The 20,664-nt window shown below is 58.5% G+C and carries 19 protein-coding genes; 13 read left to right on the forward strand and 6 right to left on the reverse strand.

From position 1 onward, the window contains the following. Positions 1 to 17 precede the first annotated feature (17 nt). The 4 genes from Pan189_RS11135 to Pan189_RS11150 all read left to right on the forward strand — a co-directional run bounded on the left by Pan189_RS11135 (position 18) and on the right by Pan189_RS11150 (position 3,698). Positions 18 to 554: a macro domain-containing protein gene (locus tag Pan189_RS11135; protein ID WP_145363993.1), complete on the forward strand. Its 537-nt coding sequence runs from the start codon at positions 18 to 20 to the stop codon at positions 552 to 554. Continuing rightward, positions 554 to 1,471, forward strand: coding sequence for an alpha/beta fold hydrolase (locus Pan189_RS11140; RefSeq protein WP_145363994.1), 918 nt, complete (start codon positions 554 to 556; stop codon positions 1,469 to 1,471). Before Pan189_RS11135 ends, Pan189_RS11140 begins: the two co-directional genes overlap by 1 nt. Continuing rightward, positions 1,468 to 2,442, forward strand: coding sequence for a YdjY domain-containing protein (locus tag Pan189_RS11145; protein ID WP_145363995.1), 975 nt, complete (start codon positions 1,468 to 1,470; stop codon positions 2,440 to 2,442). The genes Pan189_RS11140 and Pan189_RS11145 overlap by 4 nt, the downstream gene beginning before the upstream one ends. Positions 2,443 to 2,687: 245 nt before the next feature. Further along, positions 2,688 to 3,698: a DUF1571 domain-containing protein gene (locus Pan189_RS11150; RefSeq protein WP_310820335.1), complete on the forward strand. Its 1,011-nt coding sequence runs from the start codon at positions 2,688 to 2,690 to the stop codon at positions 3,696 to 3,698. 835 nt (positions 3,699 to 4,533) lie between these two features. Here the strand turns inward: Pan189_RS11150 and hemQ are convergent. Continuing rightward, the gene (gene hemQ / locus Pan189_RS11155; RefSeq protein WP_310820336.1) at positions 4,534 to 5,376 is read right to left on the reverse strand and encodes a hydrogen peroxide-dependent heme synthase; all 843 of its coding nucleotides are present in this window, start codon (positions 5,374 to 5,376) and stop codon (positions 4,534 to 4,536) included. A 259-nt stretch (positions 5,377 to 5,635) separates the two neighbouring features. Between hemQ and Pan189_RS11160 the strand changes: the two genes are divergently transcribed. After that, positions 5,636 to 6,676 (forward strand): site-2 protease family protein, encoded by a 1,041-nt coding sequence (locus Pan189_RS11160; RefSeq protein ID WP_145363997.1) that lies wholly within the window; start codon positions 5,636 to 5,638, stop codon positions 6,674 to 6,676. A 22-nt stretch (positions 6,677 to 6,698) separates the two neighbouring features. Here Pan189_RS11160 and Pan189_RS11165 read toward each other — a convergent pair whose 3' ends face one another. Both Pan189_RS11165 and Pan189_RS11170 read right to left on the reverse strand, forming a co-directional pair. Next, on the reverse strand, positions 6,699 to 7,544 hold the full coding sequence (locus Pan189_RS11165; protein ID WP_145363998.1) for a sugar phosphate isomerase/epimerase family protein: 846 nt from the start codon (positions 7,542 to 7,544) through the stop codon (positions 6,699 to 6,701). Between the two features lie 102 nt (positions 7,545 to 7,646). Next, positions 7,647 to 8,324, reverse strand: a complete 678-nt coding sequence (locus Pan189_RS11170) for a hypothetical protein (RefSeq protein WP_145363999.1) — start codon at positions 8,322 to 8,324, stop codon at positions 7,647 to 7,649. Positions 8,325 to 8,460: 136 nt separating this feature from the next. Between Pan189_RS11170 and Pan189_RS11175 the strand changes: the two genes are divergently transcribed. The 5 genes from Pan189_RS11175 to queF all read left to right on the forward strand — a co-directional run bounded on the left by Pan189_RS11175 (position 8,461) and on the right by queF (position 14,651). After that, complete coding sequence (locus Pan189_RS11175; protein WP_145364000.1) at positions 8,461 to 9,330, forward strand: NAD(+)/NADH kinase; 870 nt, start codon at positions 8,461 to 8,463, stop codon at positions 9,328 to 9,330. 118 nt (positions 9,331 to 9,448) lie between these two features. Beyond that, complete coding sequence (locus tag Pan189_RS11180) at positions 9,449 to 10,369, forward strand: hypothetical protein (protein WP_145364001.1); 921 nt, start codon at positions 9,449 to 9,451, stop codon at positions 10,367 to 10,369. Between the two features lie 208 nt (positions 10,370 to 10,577). Continuing rightward, complete coding sequence (locus Pan189_RS11185) at positions 10,578 to 11,513, forward strand: DNA integrity scanning protein DisA nucleotide-binding domain protein (RefSeq protein WP_310820337.1); 936 nt, start codon at positions 10,578 to 10,580, stop codon at positions 11,511 to 11,513. 226 nt (positions 11,514 to 11,739) lie between these two features. Continuing rightward, the gene (locus Pan189_RS11190; protein WP_145364002.1) at positions 11,740 to 14,214 is read left to right on the forward strand and encodes a DUF11 domain-containing protein; all 2,475 of its coding nucleotides are present in this window, start codon (positions 11,740 to 11,742) and stop codon (positions 14,212 to 14,214) included. A gap of 71 nt (positions 14,215 to 14,285) precedes the next feature. Continuing rightward, the gene (queF, locus tag Pan189_RS11195) at positions 14,286 to 14,651 is read left to right on the forward strand and encodes a preQ(1) synthase (protein ID WP_145364003.1); all 366 of its coding nucleotides are present in this window, start codon (positions 14,286 to 14,288) and stop codon (positions 14,649 to 14,651) included. A 302-nt stretch (positions 14,652 to 14,953) separates the two neighbouring features. Here the strand turns inward: queF and Pan189_RS11200 are convergent, their stop codons facing one another. Beyond that, positions 14,954 to 16,171, reverse strand: a complete 1,218-nt coding sequence (locus tag Pan189_RS11200) for a DegT/DnrJ/EryC1/StrS family aminotransferase (protein WP_310820338.1) — start codon at positions 16,169 to 16,171, stop codon at positions 14,954 to 14,956. A gap of 55 nt (positions 16,172 to 16,226) precedes the next feature. Beyond that, the gene (locus Pan189_RS21375; protein WP_310820339.1) at positions 16,227 to 16,772 is read right to left on the reverse strand and encodes a hypothetical protein; all 546 of its coding nucleotides are present in this window, start codon (positions 16,770 to 16,772) and stop codon (positions 16,227 to 16,229) included. Positions 16,773 to 16,977: 205 nt separating this feature from the next. Between Pan189_RS21375 and Pan189_RS11205 the strand changes: the two genes are divergently transcribed. From Pan189_RS11205 to Pan189_RS11215, 3 genes are all read left to right on the forward strand, one after another. Next, on the forward strand, positions 16,978 to 17,676 hold the full coding sequence (locus tag Pan189_RS11205; RefSeq protein WP_145364005.1) for an SGNH/GDSL hydrolase family protein: 699 nt from the start codon (positions 16,978 to 16,980) through the stop codon (positions 17,674 to 17,676). A gap of 251 nt (positions 17,677 to 17,927) precedes the next feature. Beyond that, a complete protein-coding gene (locus tag Pan189_RS11210; RefSeq protein ID WP_145364006.1) occupies positions 17,928 to 18,902 on the forward strand; it encodes a sodium-dependent bicarbonate transport family permease in 975 nt (324 codons plus the stop codon). 12 nt (positions 18,903 to 18,914) lie between these two features. Continuing rightward, positions 18,915 to 19,208, forward strand: coding sequence for a P-II family nitrogen regulator (locus Pan189_RS11215; RefSeq protein WP_145364007.1), 294 nt, complete (start codon positions 18,915 to 18,917; stop codon positions 19,206 to 19,208). A 102-nt stretch (positions 19,209 to 19,310) separates the two neighbouring features. Here the strand turns inward: Pan189_RS11215 and Pan189_RS11220 are convergent, their stop codons facing one another. Next, positions 19,311 to 20,519: a Gfo/Idh/MocA family protein gene (locus Pan189_RS11220; protein ID WP_145364008.1), complete on the reverse strand. Its 1,209-nt coding sequence runs from the start codon at positions 20,517 to 20,519 to the stop codon at positions 19,311 to 19,313. Positions 20,520 to 20,664: the final 145 nt, after the last annotated feature.

Below are 20,664 nucleotides of genomic sequence, written 5' to 3' on the forward strand. Positions count from 1 at the left end.
TGACGATTTACGTTGAAATGCGGCGCACTATTTCCGGATGTGACCTTGAGTTGGTCCGCGGTGACATCACCGAACAGTTGGTCGATGCGATCGTCAACGCGGCAAACGCCCATCTCGCAGGTGGCGGCGGTGTCGACGGGGCCATTCACAAAGCAGCCGGTCCGGAGATCATGGCCGAGACCGACCGTCGCTATCCCGAAGGCTGCCCCACAGGCTCAGCAGTGGCGACGACGGCGGGCAAGCTGAATGCCAAATACGTTTTTCACGCTGTCGGGCCGCGCTGGCGTGGCGGCGGCGACGGCGAGGAGCAGAAATTGCGCTCGGCGATTCGTGTCTGTCTCGATCTCGCCGTAGAACACAATTGCGAAAGCATCGCGTTCCCCGCGATCAGCACCGGGGTCTACGGCTATCCGATTGATCTGGCCGCCGAGGCTACGATCGATGAAATCGGCTCTTGGATGAAGAACACAGATCGAAAGATTGTGGTCCGCATCGTCCTGTTTAGCGAAGGCGCCATCGGGCAGTTTTCACGCGTGTTGGAAAACTACAGTTGATGACTCCCCAGCAACGCGACGACGCTCCATTTTTGGAAGGCTCTTGGAAGCCGCGTCCGGCTTGCCGTTCGCAGGTCGAAGTTTTCGAAGCCTCGGATGGCTATCAGTTTCACTACCGCCGTTTTGAGCCAGTCGAATCCCGAGGGACCGTGATTTTTCTGCACGGGATTCAAAGCCACGGCGGGTGGTACACGCAGACCGCGACGGCTCTTTCCATGGCCGGGTGGCGTGTCCTGCTTCTCGATCGGCGGGGCAGTGGCTTGAACGATGTCGATCGAGGGCACGCGTCATCCGCGGATCGTTTGCTCGCCGATCTCTTCGAATTTGCAGGCAGCACGGCGTCGCATGAATGCGGGTCGCGTCCCGCTCTGCTGTCAGTCAGTTGGGGGGGAAAGATCGCATTATCAGCCGCCGCGGCTCGACCCGACCTGTTCCAAGCAGTCGGGCTGCTCTATCCCGGCATCCGGACGCGGCTCCCCATTTCGACGGCGAAGCAAGTCCTACTGGCAGGCGCGGACCGACTGGGCGCGGGTCGGAAGTTGATCGAATTGCCGCTGCACGATTCGTCGCTATTCACAGCCGAACCTGCCGCAAGAAGATTTCTTGAGACAGACCCGTTAGCGCTTCATCATGTATCCGTCTCGTTCCTCCGGGCAGGTTTGGAGCTCGATCGACTTGCCAATTCGGCCGCCGCCGCTTTGCAAATTCCTTGTCTGTTGATGCTCGCCGGTGAAGACCGCATCGTCGATAATGCGGCCACTGAAGAACTGTTCGACGCGGCATCGCGTCACGAGCCAAAATTGATCACCTATCCTGGAGCCCGGCATACACTCGAATTCGAGCCGACCCGGGGCAAAGTCGTCGCGGACCTCTTAGACTGGCTCGACACGATCCTGAACGCTGAGGCTTCTCAATGAATACTGATAAAACGAATGCCGTGTTCGGTAATTTTTCCGAATTGCCCTCTTGGCGACTTGCTCTCGCAATTTCCGTTTGCGCGACGGCGTTCCTCGTATTCGCCGCGGTCTCGCTGGCCGAGGATAAGGACGCACCGAAGCTAGAGCCAACGCCACTGAACCCGCAGAAAACGGTTTGGCTTGATCGGGAGGGAGGCAAGCTGCTGCTGAAATCCGAAGTCGTCCTGACTCGGGGGTCCCTTGAAATGCTGCTGTGCAAAAAGGGTACGAAGGAGCACGAATCAATCCTCGCGGTCGATTCGGACGCCGCCGTTATCCACGGCGGCTTGATCGTTTTGGGAGCGACCCCCGGAAGTCCGGTTCAATTCCAACCCGACTTCAAACCGCCGCAAGGGCAGCAGATCGAGATTTATCTCAATTGGAAGGATAAAGCGGGCAAGTCGCACCGATCCGCTGCGCGGCGCTGGGTCCGGACATCGACCGAACGATACTTCGCCGTTGAACTGAAGGCATTGCCGCCCGGCATCCAACTCACCCGCAAGGACAAACTGCGATTCGACGAGCGTAACGAAGAGCTGACCTGGTACGGGCCGATGAGCGATGAGCAGTTTGAACAGGAACTCGCCCGCAGCGCAAATGAGGTTTATCAAAAAGCGGTGCGCGAACTCCGAGCGGCTTCGCAGACCAAGCCGCTCGACGCCGATTTCGTCTTCGCCGGCAGCGGCATTTACGTCGACCCCAATACGAAGCAACGATTTTACGAAGCCGAAGGCGGAGACGTGATCTGCGTGGCGAATTTCCCCTCGGCGATGATCGACATCTCCGCTCGCAGCAGTTCCACCGGGACGGAAAACCTCGTCTATGAGGCGTGGACGGAACGAGTCCCGCCCGAAGGCACCAAGGTGACCGTGGAACTCGTTCCGGTGAAATCGAAGGAAAAAGGGAAGGAATCGGACGAGTCAATTCGGTAATATTGGAAAGCTCTGACAATTGGCGAGGCCGCGATCTTTGGACCGATTGTTTGCGCGCAGAGAATTCGGGAAAAGCCCTGCGGTATCGTCGTACGATCAACACATAATAGATCGAGTTCGACTCGGTCACGGAGGCCGCTGCGGAATCGGGCACCGACGCCCAAGACCGCGAGATCTGATGGAACAGGATGTCGAGCCTTGCGATTTCGAACCGCCCCTGAGCGATGATTTCGAGGCTTTGCGACATGCTCCGAATTTATGACAACGTGGAACGTCCCCGTTTTTCGATACGCCAGCGACTGTTGATCAGCAGCTCGGTCGCACTGACCGGCGGACTGGTCCTCTTCAGCGTTTCGGAACCGCCTCCGGAGGCGGCCGAGCGCCTGACACCGGTCCGCACTGCGTCACTCAGCCCGCAGGCGCCTTTCTCGGCGTCCAACGACTTTGTTCCGCTTGATCAGGCCCCGGACGTTGCGCCGCCGGACGAAGAAGAACTTAAAACTGAGTCAGTCAGTGACTCCCCCGATCTTGACGGCCGAGCGGCGATCCAGAAGTCTGTGGAGCTGTTGTCGGTCGGCCTGGAGCGGATGAAATCGATTCCGACTTATACGGCAGAACTCGAGCGCCGGGAGGTCGTCGATGGTCGATTGCTCGATCCGCAGGAGATCTTTCTGAAGGTCCGGCAGCAACCGTTCGGCGTCTATTTGCAGTGGCTGGGCGAACAAGCCGGTCGCGAAGCGATCTATGCCGACGGCGAGAATGACGGCAAGCTGGTCGTCCAACTCGGCGGACTTCGGGGCAGACTACTCGGCCCGCTCCGTCTCGACCCCAAGGGCGGCGTCGCGATGAGCGAATCTCGTCATCCCGTCACGGAGATCGGCCTCACAAATCTCGCCGAGCAGATTATTGAATATCGAAAGCGGGAATTGGATTGGAATGGCGGAATCATCGCCCACCTGACCGAAGGCGCCGAGCATGACGGACGGAAGTGCTTTCGCTTCGAATGCGAATACGCCTCTGCGGAGGTCTCACCCGAGTACCGCAAGTCGATCATTCACATCGATGAAGAGTGGTTATTGCCGGTCGCGGTGACGAATTATGGATGGCCAATTCGCGAGTACGAGACCCCGAAGCAATGTGATGCAGACACAATGCTTGAAGATTTCGCCTATCGCGACGTCAATCTCTCCGTCCGCCTCGTCTCAGCCGACTTCGATCAGGCGAACGCGGAGTACAACCTGACTCGGCGACGGTAAGCGAAATCCGTTAGAGGATGGCCGTGTGATGCGGTCCTAATATGCGTTCTTGCGAGAGTTCTCCCTAGGTAGATTGAATTCCGGCGGCGATTCTTTCGATTTCGCAGGTGTTGTTTGTCTGATGGTCGCTGCCGTGAGTAGAAATCTGCTCGGATTGCTCACAGCTAACGGCTCAAAAAATCGGACACGTGTCCGCAGCTTTGCCGCGGCAACATCCGCCGCATGGGAGCGGCCGTCTTTCAACGGCCCCCACCGGCAGGACGAACAGAGGCGGTGCGCACCGTGTGTTCCTCTATTCAAGCAAAGGCGGTTGCGCCGCCCGTACGAGAACAGTTGAGAGACGAGAGGTCAGTACCTCTCTCGACCGCATTTCTTTTCTCTCACCTCTAAACACTCAACCGCGAGCGCAGCTCGCCCGCACGTAGCGTGGCTGATATATCCGGCGTGCCCAATCTGCACCGTCCAGCCGTAAACGTCGCAAAGTTCTCCCCCGAGATTGGCCGCGCCGCAACAACACTCGATGCCCGCCAGGACGACCGTGCCGAACTTCTCGGCGTATCGAACGATCCGAAATCTATTGGCGCCCGCCCTCCCAGCGCGCCCGTCCCCAGCCACCCACTTTGGGGTGCCGGGGTGCGTGTCGCCCTCGCATCTGGACGCTCATTTCGTCCTTGCAAGGCTCACTTACGCGGCAGCCGAAAGCGTTTCCGAACATGGAGTCGATGCAAGAACGCACGAGCCGCGTCCTGCGGGGGCACGCTGCTCCCGGCACCCGGCGTTTGCCCAATCAATCCCGGCGATTGCCGCGTGGTCTCAAGAGCCAACATCACCGAAATCAGCCGATACGAAGGTGCTTCATCGCATCGGACGCGCTCATGACATAGCTGATGTAGAACGGCCCGAATTCAGCGTAGCGGGCCGAGGCTTCATCGAACCGCATCGTGTAGACAATTTCCTTGATGTCCTCGGGCGTGCGTGACCAGAGCGTGACACCCCATTCCCAGTCATCGAAACCGGTCGACGCCGTAATCAATTGGGACACGCGACCGGCGAACTTGATGCCTGATGTCGCGTGCTCAGCCATCAGTTGCGATCGCTTACTAAAGGGCGCCTGATACCAATTCGCGTGCGGGTGCCTGATCTTATTCATCGGGTAGAAGCACGCGACCGGGAAGTTCGGTATTTCCGGGTAGAGTCGCTGCTGGTTCATAATCGGCAGACGCTTTTCGTAGGCGTTCACTTTCGCCCGATAGGACGGATCGTCCGGCGTCGTGCCTTCGCGAACGAGCCGTTCTGAATACTGCTCGACCGTCGGAACGTACTCGGAAATTTCTGTGATCGAGACGAACGACCAAGCCGGAATCAGCACCGGGCCCAACGGCGTTGACCGAATTCCTTGCACGACCGCGTCGATCTTGAGCGGGTCCGGGTCCATCATGGTCACGGCTAGATCGGCCTTGTGACCGGAGACGACAGAGGTTTGCAGCCGTTCAGGCGCATCGTCTCGTGTGGGATCGAGTAACACTTCGATCTCGCCGATCCCCCAACGAATTTCGTCGGGAGTCAAACCCTGAAGTGCCGACTGGTCGACTTGGTAGAATATGTGCAGGCAGTGCCAACCTTCCGTCAAGTGAATGTTCGGCTCGGGGAGTTTGATGGCGGGACGTGCGGGGTTCAAAAGTAAATCTCCGTGATGTCGTTCTGAGCGAAAGAGTCGAGACAACCCGGCGTCGACGAACCATAGTGACGCGGCGGCGAAACGTAGTCCGCTGACGCGTTCGAAAGCCGACTCGGATTGACCTTCGGCATTGTAGCTGCGAAGACCGGCGCCTGGCGATGCTGGGGAAAACCGGGGTTCACCGAAGAGCTGCGGACTTGATTCTCGCTTGCTTCCGGCAACGATTGCACACGAATCTGACAATCAGTGGAAAAAGGCGTTGAGTAACTTCTCCGATCCCGATGAACATGAATCGGACGAGGCGGTCGAGATTTTATTCTCGAGCCGCCCGACTCCCGTCGTTGTGTCGTCACAAGCGGCGACGGTCGAAGAGGTGCCCCGACCGCGGCGACGCTCGTCGCGTTGGCCACTGCATCTGACGTTATTCCTGCTCACCTGCGGCACAGTGTTCCTTGCCGGCGTGCAACCCGGCCATATCAACGGACCGCTCAATGGCGCATTTTGCTTGCTGGCGCTTGTGCTGCAAGACGGTTGGAACGCGTTTTCGACTCCGTTGATGATAACGTTCCTGAGCGATGCGTTCGTCTTCACGACCTGCCTCATGACAATTTTGCTCTGCCATGAGTTCGGTCACTTTTTCGCGGCAAAGTTTCACGGCGTGCCGGCATCTTTGCCGTACTTCATCCCGTTCCCGCTTGGTCCATTCGGGACGATGGGAGCCGTGATCGTTCAAAACGGGCGGCGGGCCGACCGAGTTCAAGCATTCGATATCGGCATCGCCGGACCACTATGCGGACTTGTGCCCGCGCTGGGGGTCCTCATCTACGGCATCGTCAGTTCCGAGGCGATTCCGCGGGTCGAGTCGGGCATCGCCTATGGCGATCCACTGCTGGTCAAAGCGCTTTGCGGGTGGTTGCTGCCTGCTTACGAGTGGGGCACTTCGGACGTGCTGATTAACGCACCACTGTTCGCCGGTTGGATCGGAATCTTCATCACGGCGCTGAACTTGATGCCGGTCGGCCAGCTTGACGGCGGACATATCCTCTACGGCTTGATTCGCCGCCGACAGCATGTCGTCTCGGCAGCGGTGATCGGGGCGGCCTTGGGGGCAATGTTCATCGCCGGAAAGTACTCGTATATGCCGATTCTGGTCCTCGTACTGCTGACCGGTTTTCGACATCCGCCGACGGCTAATGACCGCATCCCGTTGGGCACGGTGCGGCACGTACTGGGATGGCTAACGCTCGGATTTCTCTTGATCGGGTTCACGCCTCAACCGTTGATCGCGGTCGGCAACTGACGGCAACTGAGCTGTTTCGACCTCACTCGCCTTCCGTATTTGCTTTCATGAAGGCGAGTCCTTCTCGGGCGAGTTGCTCCTCGGTTTCGTACATGCGTCGCCAGATCCGGGTCGCCGCCGCGAGCTCCGGCAGGGCCAGACCGAAGGCCTCGATGGTCAGCCACCCGTCGTAATTCGATTCTTTCAGCGCGTCGAACGTTTCGTCCCAACGGACCTGACCATGGCCGGGAGTCGAGCGGTCATTCTCTGAAATATGGACATGGGCCATTTCGTCGGAACAGGCGTGGATCGCATCGGCGGGCGACTTCTCTTCGATGTTCGCGTGAAATGTGTCGTACATCATTTTGACACTCGGATGCCCCAACTCCCGACAGAACCGCGCTGCGTCGGCGTGGCTGTTCAGGAAATAGCATTCAAAGCGATTGAGCGCCTCAACGACGAGTGTGACGTTGGACTCCGCCGCATAATCGCCGACATCGCTGAGTACCTCTTTCGCTCGCTCCCACTCGTCTTCGGTCCGACCGGTGCCGCTGAACTCGCCCAGCGCCGAGTGCAGCGGACCGCACAGCAGTGTCGCTCCCGAGGCGACACACATATCGATCGTTCGCTTGAGATACTCGACTGCCGCGGCCCTGACCTTTGGGTCGGCATCGATCGGATTTGTTTCCGGTCCGCAAACCGAGACGGCGGTCGCACCCAGATCGAGTTCAATCAGCCTTTCGCCCACCGTGGCGAAATTTTCTTCATCGTGCGAGAAGATCGGCAACTCGACGCCATCGTAGCCCCAATCTTTGAGTTGCCCCAAGAGTTCGAAATGCTCCGGCCGAACTTCACTGGTCCAAAGCAACATGTTGAAGCCATATTTCATGAGCGACTCGCGTGTGGAAGAAAAATTTCGTGAGCAAAACGGCGGTGGCAGTTGGTGAAATTGTCGTGAATCGTGTTGGAAGGCACCGTCTCGATAGATCGATCAGGCTGCTTCGACGAGAGCTTTGCTGAAGCGGTCGGGCGGCAACAACAATGCCGACTGCGATTCGACAATCGGGAGTGCGGCTTCAAATACCGCCGTCGCGCCCTGATCCAATACAGGAAGACCGACCCGCTTCAACACCTGATTGACACGATACATCAGTCGCTCCGGATGGACATAGTCCGCAAGAAATCGCACTTCGACGAATTTGGGAATCAGCTTGCTGAGGTTTTCCGTCGATCGCGGGCACATCGCGTTGACAGCCGATTCCACGATGTCCGGTTCGACCGACGAGACGGCTTCGTAATACCGATCGAGCAGACCCGGATTCCGTGAGATTAATACGGCATCGAGCAGTAACTCCATCGCGATATGCCCGAGAAATCCGGGGCGGAAGCCGTCGTCCGGACCGAGATGTTTGCGAAACAGGACCGCAATATGTCCGGTCGTTTCTGCGAAGGCGCGTGACCCGTGAAACCAGTCATCGTCCTCAAGATGGCGGGACACGCCGGCGGCAATCTCCGATCGCAGTTCGTCCGGTCCCTCAATGAACGGACCGACGTTGCGAGCCCGGAGCCGAACCTTACGGTCGACGGCGCTGAGCCAGTCGGGGCAAGCCGTGCCCGCGAGGAAATAGGGGCGATCGACATACCGGCATCCGTGGGCAAAATAATTCACGAAGATACGATCCGTCACTAGCTTGAAGAGGAGGGCGACGACTCAATTGATACGGCGTTCATTGTCGCTCACCTGCAGATTGTGGAAAACTGACGTACGATCCGAAACCTCATCCGATCCCGTTGCGGAAATTCTGATGACTCAGCCCCCGCTTCGACTGATCCTTCTGACGAGGGACTCGACCCCGCGTATCGCCAAAGCGCAGGCTTGGATCAGCGACTTTCTCAAGTCCCAAGCCGACGTCGAAATTGTCGCCGAAGGAATCATCGAAGACACCAAACCGAACGGCTACGATGCCGATTTGGCTGTCGTCTTGGGTGGGGACGGTGCGATCCTGCGGGCTTGTCGGCTGTTCGGCAGCGATCAGATTCCCTTGATCGGCGTCAACCTCGGTCGGCTCGGCTTTCTAGCCGACCTTCAGCCGGAGGAGTTGAAAGAGCGGTTCAGCAGTCTCCGCAATCGCGAATACACGATCGTTGAAAACCTGATGTATCGGTCCGTCCTGATCCGGGCTACGGGCGAACGTGAAGACTTTCTCGGGCTGAATGAAGTCGCGGTGATTTCCCAGTGCATGGGAATTTGCGATACGTCGCTGACCATCGACGGGAATGCAGTCGCCGACTACAGCGCGGATGGATTGATCATCAGCACGCCCGTCGGCTCAACGGCGCACTCGCTCTCGGCGGGCGGACCGATCCTGCGGCAAAATCTTCCGGCATTCGTCGTCACGCCGATTTGCCCGCACACGTTGACAAACCGACCGCTCGTCGATTCTGCGGACAGCCTCTATGAAATGACGCTCGAGCGATCAACCGGCGGAGCCGTGCTGGTCATCGACGGTCAGATTCGACGCGACCTCGAACCGGGCGATCGCATTGAGGTCCGCCGGGCGGAAGTGACGTTCAAACTCGCGAAACTACCCGGACACAGTTACTACGCCACACTGCACCGGAAGCTCGGGTGGGCCGGTCAGCCGCATTATCGCGTCGATCCGGAAGCCGGATAGTTTTGCTGCGAGCACCGGCGAGCGTTCTGATTGTCAGAAAATCAGCCTGTCGGTGACGGGACGAAATCGGTATCCTGCCGCCGATTCCAATTCGTTTCGGCACGGAAGGATCCGTCCCATGCTGCGACTCACGACGTTCTGCATTCTTGTCGCCGGCCTCGTTCCCGCCACTTCAATGGCGACGGAACCTGCGGTCGAAGCTGTGAAGCCCGAAGAGACGTATTTGCTGCGGTTCCAGTTTTCCGCTGGCGAAACGGTCTCCTATCACGCGGTGCATCAAGCAGTCGTTGAGACACGCAAAGGCGATTATAAAGAAAAGTCGCACCACACCTCGATAATGGAAAAGCACTACGAAGTCCGCGCGATCCGCCGCGGCGGTGCCGCGAAGCTCGTGCTGACCGTCGATCGCGCCGTGATGCGGGCGATGTTCAATGACGGTAAGCCGATCCAGTGGGACAGTGCTTCAGGAGATATCGCTCCCGCGGCTTTCGAGCGGCATGAGAACGTGATCGGCAAACCGTTGGCCGAGATCGTCGTCTCTCCGACGGGAGAATTCGTCGCCGGACGGCCTCTGTTGACTGCAGAAGAACTCAAAGGTGTCGGAACCGGGGCCGGCGACGACACCGCGAGCCGCAATTTCCTCATTCCGCTTCCCGAGAACGCCGTGAAACCCGGTGACGAGTGGAACGACAAGTTTGAAGCGAAGGTCACGGTCGACCGTAAGCTCGAGCGGACCGTCAAGTACATTCGTAAGTTTCGATTGGTGTCGGTCGAAGCCGGCGTCGCCAAGATCGAAACTTCGACATCGCTTATTACACCGGTCCGCGACCCGCAAATTCTAGTGCAGCTCGTTCAGCGTTCACCAAAAGGTGTGATCAAATTCGACATCGAGTCGGGCCGAATCGTCAGCCGCACGACCTCGTCGAATAAGTCAGAGTACGGTTGGGCCGGCAGCGATAGCGTGATCCAAGCGGTAACGCGAGGCGAAGAACGGCTCGTCACCCCGACGGAACAAGGCGATCTCGTCGGCCGAAATTGATCAGACAGGGCTACGCAATGGCCGGTCGGTCGTAATTGCCACGGCAGCTATTTAAGGAAGTTCGCCGGGCAAAACGACTTCGCTTGAAACGTTTCCGCGACCGCCTAGACTCATCGTCAACGCTCTTCAATCGCGCCGAAACCGGAAGGACGAAGGGCGTTTGCAACGCATAAGCTGACCGCGGCGCCTCGGGAGAAATACTTCGTCCATGAAACGTGTCTCCCCTTCCGACGTCATTCGCAGTCTGATTGCGTCGGCCAAGAGAGTCGCGGACGAGTGCGATGCCGAGGCGGTGCTGCTGCTGGCTGACGTGCCGTTCGAATTTTCAGAGATGACGCAAATCCTGAAGAAGTCGCGTCTCGTCGTCGCCAGTGACAAGCCCGACGTGCAAAGAGCCGCGCACGAGGACGGAATTGATTCCGTCCCGCTGCTGCATGAGCCACAGACCAGAAGCTTACAGGTCACGCAGGCGCTGCTCGAAGCGATCGCCGATGACCTGCTGCAGCCGGGCGGAAAGGTCGTTTGCGTTTATAGCCTCTTCGAACGCGATGTTCTGGACACGGTCAGCATTGTCAACCTGGCCGATCAACTCTCTCGACTGACCGCCCGCGACTTGCGGCGCCTCGAGACGACGGTGCCGCTCGAAACCTTGCGACTGGTCGTTGACCTCGCCGTCGAGGTCGGTCGCGAAGGACGCGAAGGCAAGTCGGTCGGAACGATGTTCGTCGTCGGCGACCACCGGAAGGTTCTGCCGATGACGCACGAGCAAGTGCATGACCCGTTCAAAGGCTACGGAGCGAAGGATCGCATGATCCGCAGCCCTCGTGTGCAGGAGAGCATGAAGGAAATCGCACAGCTCGACGGCGCCTTCATTATTTCATCGGACGGGCAGGTTCGTGCGGCGGGCCGCAATATCGACGCGCCGGCAACCGGACTGACGCTCTCCAAGGGACTCGGCTCGCGCCATTGGGCGGCGGCTGCCATTTCGAAACAGACGAAAGCGGTCGCCATTGCGGTTTCGGAATCGACCGGGACAGTGCGCATCTTCCAAAATGGATTTGTCGTGCTGCGGATCGAACCCATGGAACGTGGCCTGAAGTGGTCATCGTTCGAGACGGAGCCACCGCCGTCGGATGACAAATAAGCTGACTGGTGACCTCTTCCCGCGTCATCGATCGAAGATTCAAGGCCAACCCACGGGTGCCGCTCGTCGGTCGCTCAAGTCGTAATGATCTTTGCGGTTGTGGCGCAATCTGCTAAAGCCTGATTGCAGCGGCGTGATTCCTTTTGAGGATCGCGCTCGAAATCCAAACGGGCGGCCCGATTCGGCCGAACGTGTGATTCCGACGACCACACCGGAAGGGACTCCGATGGGCCACTGGATCTGGCGAACGATTGCGATGGCCGGCGTGACGAGCCTCGGCTTGTTGATCTTGGCGCACACCCAGCAAAACCTGACGGCTGCCCCTTCGGCTGCTGAGGCGATCACGACCGTTGATTGGAATGCCGTTGGCGATCCCGATTCGCCGGGCGAAACCCCGTCTGACGCGACCGCCTTCGCATCGATCGAGGACGAGATTCACCCCGTGCCCGATGCCGCACAAGCGGAACCGGATGTGGAGTTGGCTCAGAATGATGCTCCGCCGCAGGAGTCGACGTGGGGCCTCGATTTTCGGGCTTCGCCGTTGGCCGATGCTGCATTCGAAACTTCGGCCGCCGAACAACCTTCGACACCTTCGGAGCGAAATCGCCGGTTCGTGCGGAATTCCGATTTCGACGTCACGGCCGACGCACCGACCGGGTCGAACATCGAACAAACGCAGTTCCGGGCTGTCGAGGACCCATTCGATGGATTTGAGCCGGTCGCGCAAGACCCGGCACCGGTGCAGCCTGTCGCGACCGAAACGTCATTCGGATTTTCGCCCGAGCCGATCCCCACAAACGAATACGCACCTGCCGCCGAGTCCGAGAGCAATTGGCCGGCCTTCGATCCTGTCGAGCAGGCTCCAACGCCGGCGTTCGATGGGAACCCATCGCCGGCACCAAATCAGTGGGACAACACGCCACCCGAACAACCGACGCAGGGCAATCTGCACACCAATTTCGAATTGGAATATGACACCAAATCGCCTCCCACGGCTGCGCCCGAACCGATCGACGACTTTTTGATCCCGCCGGGCGACAACGCGTCTCAGGCGGCACCGCGACAGACCAATCTCGACCAGCCATTTAATAGCGGCACCAAGAACGAATTCGGTAACGAGTTCGACAGAGACTTCGATCGCGGGTTCGAACCGCGCCGTCGCGATCGTGATCCCTTTGGCGAAGAGAGTGATTCGGCGGCAAATTCGCGAGAAGCCGTTCCGGCGTTCGATGAGCGTGAGCCCACCGATCGGCCGCGACTGCTTCCCGCTTCCGATTTCGAACTGCGTGGCGTCGGCACCGTCGGCGAAAACGCTTCCGTGACTCCGCAGCAACCGACGCTCAAGATCGAAAAGTCGGCTCCCGAGACCGCTGTGATCGGCCAACCGTACGTCTATGAAATTCAGGTCCGCAATACGGGTAAGGCGGACGCCTATCAGGTCCGCGTCGAAGATCTTGTCCCGCGCGGAACGACCCTTTCAGGCACGATCCCGCAGGCGGAAATGCGCGGCAAAACACTCGTTTGGGACCTTGGAACCCTGAAGTCCGGGGCCGAGGAAGCGATTAAGGTTCGGGTCGTCCCGAATACCTCCGGCCGAATCGGCAGCGTCGCTACGGTTAGTTTCGCTTCCGAAGTCGCCGCGCGAACCCGGATCGTCTCGCCAAAGCTCTCACTCTCTGTTGAGGCACCGGCCACGGTGAATCTCGGCGAGTTCTGCGAATTCCACTTCGAAATGGAGAACTCGGGCGAAGCCGATGCCACCGGGGTGATCCTCGGGCAAACTCTTCCCGAAGGATTCAAACATCAGGACGGCCGCGATCTCGAATATGAAGTCGGCACGCTCAAAGCCGGTGAACGCCGATCGGTGCGGCTGAAAGTCGCCACGGTCGGTACCGGACAGTTCCTCAGCCGGGCCGCCCTTTCGGCACAGGGCGGACTGCAGGTCGAAGGCAAAGCGGTTGTGACGATCGAAGATCGCCGACTGCTCTTAACGCGGACTGGTCCGGAGGCTCGCGTCATCGGTCAGCCGGGCAAGTACGTCAATCAGGTTGAAAACCCGGGTAATGCTTCGCTTCAAAGCGTCTCACTCGTCGAGACTCTGCCGGAGGGACTGAGATTCCTCCGCGCCTCCGACGGCGGCACGTTCGATCCAAGATCGCGTCAAGTCATATGGAACCTTGCGTCGCTCGCTCCGGGTCAAACCTTGGAAACAACAGTCTGGCTCACCCCCGAAAAAATCGGTTCTTTCAAATCGAACGTGACGGTCAGCGAAGTCGGCGGACGCGAAGCGTCGGTTCAATCGATGACCAGTGTGGCCGGGTACGCGAAGATCAGCCCGAATATTACCGGCACGGAAATCCCCATCACCGTCGGCGAACGCTGCTCGGTCGAAGTGGCGATTGAGAATCGAGGTTCCGGAGCGGCGGACGATGTGGAGTTGACCGTCGACCTGTCACCGCAACTGCGACTTCTTGATGTCCGTGGCGACTTAAAACCGGCTGCGGATCAGTTCGCGGCGGTCAAAGCCACAAGCTACCGTCTCGGGCGGCCGCTTGATCCGGCTGAAACGAAGTTTGTGACGTTGGTCGTCGAGGGCGTTTCCGCCGGCGACGGAAGAATTCGATGCCGCATCTCCGACAAAGACGGCAAGACCCCCATCACGACGGATGACCTGATTCGAGTCTTCGACGCGGCAAGATAACCGGTCTGAGAAAGTGGCCTCCAACGGCTTCGCCCGATAGAGTTCGTGCGACACTCACGAGGAGACCACTGATGGACCCGTCGAAGCTGGAGCAGATTGCCCTGCTCGAAACCTTTGAGAACCCGCACCCGGCTCGCGATTATCAGATCGAGACGGTCGTGCCGGAGTTCACGAGCCTGTGCCCGAAGACCGGTCAGCCCGACTTCGGCACGCTGACGATCACCTACACGCCGGCCGATGTCTGCGTGGAGCTGAAGTCACTGAAGATGTACCTGCAGAGCTTCCGGAACGTGGGCGCCTTCTACGAGGATGTCACCAACCGGATTCTCGATGACCTCGTCTCGGTGACCCACCCGAAGCACATGAAGCTGATCGCTGCGTTTACGCCGCGCGGGGGAATTCGGACCAACGTGATCGTCGAGCATCGTTCCGAATAAATAGGCGCGTCATCGACCGTCAGCCCGCGTCTCGAACGATCAATCTCTTACCGCAACGCGAGGCACCGATTCTTCGGTCGCGGGTCAGTTTCGAAAGAGAGTTGTGCTATTTCCTTGGGTGGTCGGGGACGGCGCTTTCGCCGCCCCCGGAACGCGTCCTCTCAAATTCGGACTGCTTCACGAAGGCATACCAGAGACAAGTCCCCTGTGGGCGTCGTAAAAACGCCGTCCACAGCCACCCTCCCGAACTTCTGATCCCTGCGAACTGACCCACGACCGATTTTGGGACGTCGATCAAGACTTCAAGCCGAGCTTAATTTGATCGGCGCTTCCAATTCTTCGCCGATCATCTCGACCTCTCGCACGATTCGTGCAATTCGAGAGACATGCCGCGCCCGGACCGCCGGATGCAGTGGGAGAAAGACGAGTCGGGAGAGCCAGGCGGCGGTCCGACTTTCCCCGCTTTGATCGCCGCTGTCAGGCTCCGTGACCACGGCAAGTCTCGAAGCTTTTTGAGTGGCGTCGATTCCAACGACTCGCAAACGGCGAACGAGTTCGGTCGGATCGGAGGAACAAATCGGGAAGACCCATCGCGTTGGGAACTCGACATTGGTTCCGACAAGCACATCCGGCGGAAGCGCTTCGAGATAAAGAGCTGCAATTCTCTCCCGCGACTTCAGCGAGTCCGTGTTGATTTCATTCACGCGACGATGCAACAAGTCCAGTTGTGCTCGACTCGGCCGATGTCGCAGCTTCGTTATCAACTCGGCGTCAGGGTAACCACGCGTGAGCTTGCTGAGCAGAGCGTCGTAATTGATTCCCAGCAGACCGGCAATTCCCGTCGCCGCGGTGAATAGCAGAGGCGTTTCGAAAGCCTTCAACAGCAGCGCGCGTCGAATCTTTCTCCGAAAATCTCGCTCAGACGCCATCGGCCAGCGTTCTTGAACGCTCGATGTCTCAACACTTCGGGCGGAATCCTCAAATGAAACGAGACCGCCTCCCAAAGCGGTTCGCGTCTTAATTGTGCCAAAGCTGAAGAAGCTGATATCTGCGAATTCGCTTGAGTGCCGCAGATCACCCGCGAAGCCCTGAGCAACGTCTTCCCACAGTTCGATCCGGTGGCGACGGGCAATCTCGGAAAACGGCTCGAGGTCGATGCGAGACCCGAGCAAATGTGCGACCAAAATCGCGCGGGTCCGTTCCGAGATGCGACTCTCAAACTCGGTCGGCAAGGGAGCGAGCGTCTCGCGGTCGACATCGAGCGGGACCGGAACGTATCCGTGGGCGCGGATGATTTGCGACATGTGCGGCACATTGACCGCACTCATCAATACTTCTGACTGAGTCGGCCACGACGAAGCCTGTAGCACTGCGTCGAGCCCGCTGCGAACCGAAGCGAACGCGACAGTCGGGCATTCTGTCGGCCATGCCCGATACAGTCCAAGGCGGTGCGACCGCCTTCGCGCAAGTGCTGCGAGCAGCGTTTGGGTTGGGATGTCCAACGTGCCGCGGGGGATCATCGCGGTTTCCGTATCCTGATTGGCCGCGATGATTCCGTCCGGCCAGCAAACGATCTTATTCCTTCTCTTTATGCTCGGCGCGAAGTCGACTGTAAACTTTGAGCAACTTAAGGCGGACGGCGTCGAAGTTCTGATAACCTTCGATTTTGGGATACTGCCGTGCGAGCATCGACGGCGCATAGAGTTTGACCGCATTCTTGTCGTCGGCGGTGGTCACCTCAACGGTGACGGTCGCGGCATCGGAAACGAACAGGCCCAGTCCGCCCGACTTCTTCTTTTCCGCTTCTAGCTCCGCCGCGTCGATATCAAAGAATTTCTTTTCGTTGACGATGAACGTCAGGAGTTCTTGCAACTCTTTCTTCTCGATTTCCGCCTTGAGAGCAGGGCCTCCCGTGCGATCATCGAACTCGACGGAGCCGTCGGCGTGAATGACGAGGTCCTGAATCGGCGGACCTTTCGGGGGAAGACCGTAGCCGCCGGTGAAATCGAGTACGATTACGGTTGCTTTCGGATCGTCCGGCAGGGCGATCTCGTCGCCGGCGACACCGATCGATGTGAGGCAAAACAGGGCCGTGGCGAAACAGAGACAGGCAAATCTCACAGTTGATTCTCCAAATTGTGTTATTCAAGGTATGGACGCTGGAGGTGACGCAATAGTTCCTGTGAAACTCTTATCGCGGCAATAATCGTTGAGAAACTTCGACGGACATTTGCTAACAGTATTCTCAGAAAAAGTTTCGGCGCGATCATCCAGTCTCATCCTCGGTGCAGCGCGCTACTCGCACTTCAATTTTCCAGAGAACTCCATGCGAAACTGTCTTCTCGTCCTGCTGTCGATCTCGGCTTCATCGGCCGCATTTGCCGACGAAGAGCTGCCGCGCGTCTTGATTCTTGGCGATTCGATTTCGATCGGCTACACGCCGGTCGTTCAGGAATTGCTCGCAGGAAAAGCAATCGTGGTCCGCCCTATGCGAACGGAAAAGAAAGCGGAGAACTGTGCCGGCACGACGAACGGCGTCGAACAAATTGACCGTTGGCTCAGAATCGGAGGAGGAAATTGGGAAGTGATCCACTTCAACTTCGGGCTGCATGACATGAAGCGAGTCGATCCGGACACGGGGAAACCATCGAGTAATATCGACGACCCGCGTCAGGCTGATGTCGACAAGTACGCCAAACAGTTGGAATCGATCGTCGCCAAACTGCAAGACAGCAATGCCGATTTGATCTTTGCGACGACGACCCCGGTGCCTGCGGGAGGAGTGAAGCCGCACCGAGACGTTGATGATCCCGCGAAGTACAACGCTGCGGCGAAGAGGATCATGGAGCGAGGAGAAGTCGCGGTGAACGATCTCTACAAATTTGTCGAGGATCGCCAGTCAGAAATTCAAATTCCTGTGAACGTGCACTTCACTCAAAAAGGCTCTCGGATGCTGGGTCGACAGGTCGCCGAAGCCATCGAAAACGCGTTGGACGGGAAGCCGCGGCAGCCGGGAAGTGAATAGAACCGCCCTTCGAATGAAGCGATTCACGTTCGCAGCTCGCGTTGTCCCGTGAATCACACAACCACGATCTGCAGCGGATGGCAGGGCTGCGGGGAGATTGCGATCGGCCACAGTGAGCTCGCGCTCCATTCGCACGTCGAGTTCCGATTGCCCAGCGAAAAAGAAGCCGAATCTATGACTGGTTTTTCGTTGGGACCATTTTCATAATCGCCGCCGCGCCGCGTGAGAGTGCTTCAACGGGATGATGGCTGATGGAGTTGTCGCTAATCGCCGAGAATCTTCTGGCGGCGCCGGTCCTGTTTTTTCTGCTCGGAATGGCCGCAACGTGGCTGGGGTCAGACTTGGACGTGCCGCAGTCGATCGCGCGCGGGTTGTCGCTTTACCTTCTGTTCTCGATCGGCATCCACGGCGGTTACGAACTGGCCGAGTCGGGCTGGACGGCCGGGATGCTTTCGATTCTCGGTGTCGCGGTACTGTCGGCGATCATCGTCCCGATCTGGTCGTTCTATATTCTCAGACAATTTCTCGGACCGAACGATGCGGGGGCGATCGCAGCAACTTACGGCTCGATTAGCGCTGTCACATTCGTCACCGCAGTCGACTTCTTGCGGAGTAACGAGGTCGAGTTCGGCGGCTACATGGTGGCAGCGATGGCTCTGATGGAGTCACCCTCGATCGTGGTCGGCGTGCTGCTGGCCCGACTGTCGTCAGAAGACGGGAACGGTCGGCCGAAAGGCGAGCTCTGGCGGCGGCTCTTTCAGGAAGCTTTTTTGAATGGGGCAGTAGTTATTCTGCTCGGCAGCCTGCTGATCGGTCTGGTCACCGGCGACAAAGGTTGGCCGTCGGTAGAACCCTTCGCAGGGGCACCATTTAAGGGTGTGCTTTGCCTGTTCCTGTTGGAGATGGGGCTTGGGGCGGCTCGCCAGGTGAAAGCGCTGGCGAAGTGCGGACCGTTTCTGCTGACGTTCGGCATTGTCGCACCGATTGTACATGGAACCGGAGCAGTGCTCATCGCCCGGTTGATCGGGGCGTCCGCCGGCGATGCGACGCTTTTGGCCGTTTTGTGCGGCAGTGCCAGCTACATCGCAGTGCCCGCCGCCGTGCGGTTCGCGCTCCCGAAGGCGAAGCCGGGTCTGTACCTGCCGCTGTCGCTGGGCGTCACATTTCCGTTTAATGTGTCGATCGGGATTCCGCTGTATTACGCTCTGGTCACACTGCTGTGGTGAGGAGTCTGTGCGATGTCGCCGGTACATAAGCTCGAAATCGTTGTCGATAAAGTTCACTTGAGAGAGGTCACGCGCTTGCTCGACGACGCCGGCGTCTCCGGCTGGACGATGATCCCCGACGTCCCCGGCAAAGGAGGTCGCGGTGAACGCACCGGCGACGAACTCACCGGCGTGATGAGCAACTGCTACGTCTTCAGCGCCTGCGAGCCGGAAAAGACCGAAGGTCTGATCGAACCACTGCGGGCCCTTTTAAGACGTTCCGGTGGAATCTGTCTGGTGACGGAATGTAAATCGGTGATTCATTAAATTAATCTCAATCGTCGGTCCGCGGCGACCGTAAATCCGTAAAACGGCGTGCATTGTGCGCTCATAACAAGACCCAAATAGAGAGCACTTGGTCTTTGCTAATTAAGAGTTGGGTCGCGCGATCGCATTCTCCCGCAGCGACTTATTCGCCAGGTGTGCCCCCTTTGCTGAGCGTACTCCCGCTTCGGCCGGGCAGTTGGGGGTCTCGCGGCTTCTCATGCAGTCGACCCAGTTCTGCAGGTGATATTGAGCACCATCAACCTTGTTATAAAAGTCCGCCCCCTTGGCTCCGTCGCCGTCGACCCGGCTGCGGGCCTCGGCCTTGCTCTTGTGTTCCGGAATGACCTCATAGCGACCGCGATCACAATAGAGAGTTGCTTCTGAACCCATAAATTCGATCATCGCCCGATCGCGCCAATTTACAAATGTCCCTTCAAAATGAGCTTGCAACTTATCGTCAGGATAATGCAGCAGCGTCTGCACGGTGTCGGGTGTCTCCCATAGGCCTTTCGACGCAAATTGATCGCCAATCGACGCGGCCGTGGAGGGATCCTGCATGTCGAGGAACCAGTAGGCGGTATCAAGCCAGTGGACCATGAGGTCGGTGAAGATGCCGCCTCCGAAATCCCAGAAGAACCGCCAGTTCTCCATCTTATATTGATCGAACGGCTGGTCGGGCGCGCTGCCGAGAAACGCTTTCCAATCAACATCCGACGACTGAATGCCATAATCCCATCGCTTCCACCTGCGACTGCCGCGGTTCCAGGTCATGCGAACCTTATAGACCTCACCAATGCCGCCGGAGCGCACGATGTCGCGGGCCTCATTCAGGTGCGGCATACTGCGATGTTGCGTACCGACTTGAACGATCCGACTGTTGTCGTTTTGCGCCGCGATAACCCGCTCACCTTCTTTGATCGAATGCGTGAGCGGCTTCTCGACATAGACATCTTTGCCGGCGTTGCAGGCATCGACCGTCATCGGCACATGCCAATGATCGGGGGATCCGATCAGGACGGCATCAACGTCTGATCGGTCTAATAACTTTTGATAGTCGGACTCCTGCAGCGCTTTCGCATCGGCCAACTTCGCTCCTTGAGCGAGGGCCTCGTTATAGACATCGCAGACGGCGACCAATCGCGTGCCTTCGATCTTGGCGAGCCGCTCCATGAGCCAGCGGCAACGCCCGCCCGTGCCGAGACAGGCGATCGCGATTTCGTCGTTGGCGAGTCGTCCCGCCCGTGCCGAAGCACCGCTGACAAATAGAGCCGACGACAGAGCGCCCACTTCCAGAAACGTACGTCGGTTCATCGAGTTGCCTCTTCCATCTGAAAAAAGTCAGTCGCGACGTTGGCGATCTCAAAGCCGATTCGTCGTCGCGAACTGGAAGCCGTTTGTCGGTTACTTGAACCGATCGTCTCCCGAGTTCCGGGCTTTTACAAGGGCGCGTTGATAC

Source organism: Stratiformator vulcanicus, assembly GCF_007744515.1.
Taxonomy (GTDB): Bacteria; Planctomycetota; Planctomycetia; order Planctomycetales; family Planctomycetaceae; genus Stratiformator; species Stratiformator vulcanicus.

What these genes read in the sequence shown, in the direction of transcription:
- Pan189_RS11220 (WP_145364008.1), bottom strand. Translation starts at nt 20,519, where the DNA reads ATGAACCGACGTACGTTTCTGGAAGTGGGCGCTCTGTCGTCGGCTCTA.
- Pan189_RS11200 (WP_310820338.1), bottom strand. Translation starts at nt 16,171, where the DNA reads ATGATCCCCCGCGGCACGTTGGACATCCCAACCCAAACGCTGCTCGCA.
- queF (WP_145364003.1), top strand. Translation starts at nt 14,286, where the DNA reads ATGGACCCGTCGAAGCTGGAGCAGATTGCCCTGCTCGAAACCTTTGAG.
- Pan189_RS11140 (WP_145363994.1), top strand. Translation starts at nt 554, where the DNA reads ATGACTCCCCAGCAACGCGACGACGCTCCATTTTTGGAAGGCTCTTGG.
- Pan189_RS11175 (WP_145364000.1), top strand. Translation starts at nt 8,461, where the DNA reads ATGACTCAGCCCCCGCTTCGACTGATCCTTCTGACGAGGGACTCGACC.
- Pan189_RS11185 (WP_310820337.1), top strand. Translation starts at nt 10,578, where the DNA reads ATGAAACGTGTCTCCCCTTCCGACGTCATTCGCAGTCTGATTGCGTCG.
- Pan189_RS11215 (WP_145364007.1), top strand. Translation starts at nt 18,915, where the DNA reads ATGTCGCCGGTACATAAGCTCGAAATCGTTGTCGATAAAGTTCACTTG.
- Pan189_RS11210 (WP_145364006.1), top strand. Translation starts at nt 17,928, where the DNA reads ATGGAGTTGTCGCTAATCGCCGAGAATCTTCTGGCGGCGCCGGTCCTG.
- Pan189_RS11180 (WP_145364001.1), top strand. Translation starts at nt 9,449, where the DNA reads ATGCTGCGACTCACGACGTTCTGCATTCTTGTCGCCGGCCTCGTTCCC.
- Pan189_RS11165 (WP_145363998.1), bottom strand. Translation starts at nt 7,544, where the DNA reads ATGAAATATGGCTTCAACATGTTGCTTTGGACCAGTGAAGTTCGGCCG.
- Pan189_RS11190 (WP_145364002.1), top strand. Translation starts at nt 11,740, where the DNA reads ATGGGCCACTGGATCTGGCGAACGATTGCGATGGCCGGCGTGACGAGC.
- Pan189_RS11150 (WP_310820335.1), top strand. Translation starts at nt 2,688, where the DNA reads ATGCTCCGAATTTATGACAACGTGGAACGTCCCCGTTTTTCGATACGC.
- Pan189_RS11145 (WP_145363995.1), top strand. Translation starts at nt 1,468, where the DNA reads ATGAATACTGATAAAACGAATGCCGTGTTCGGTAATTTTTCCGAATTG.
- Pan189_RS11135 (WP_145363993.1), top strand. Translation starts at nt 18, where the DNA reads ATGCGGCGCACTATTTCCGGATGTGACCTTGAGTTGGTCCGCGGTGAC.
- Pan189_RS11205 (WP_145364005.1), top strand. Translation starts at nt 16,978, where the DNA reads ATGCGAAACTGTCTTCTCGTCCTGCTGTCGATCTCGGCTTCATCGGCC.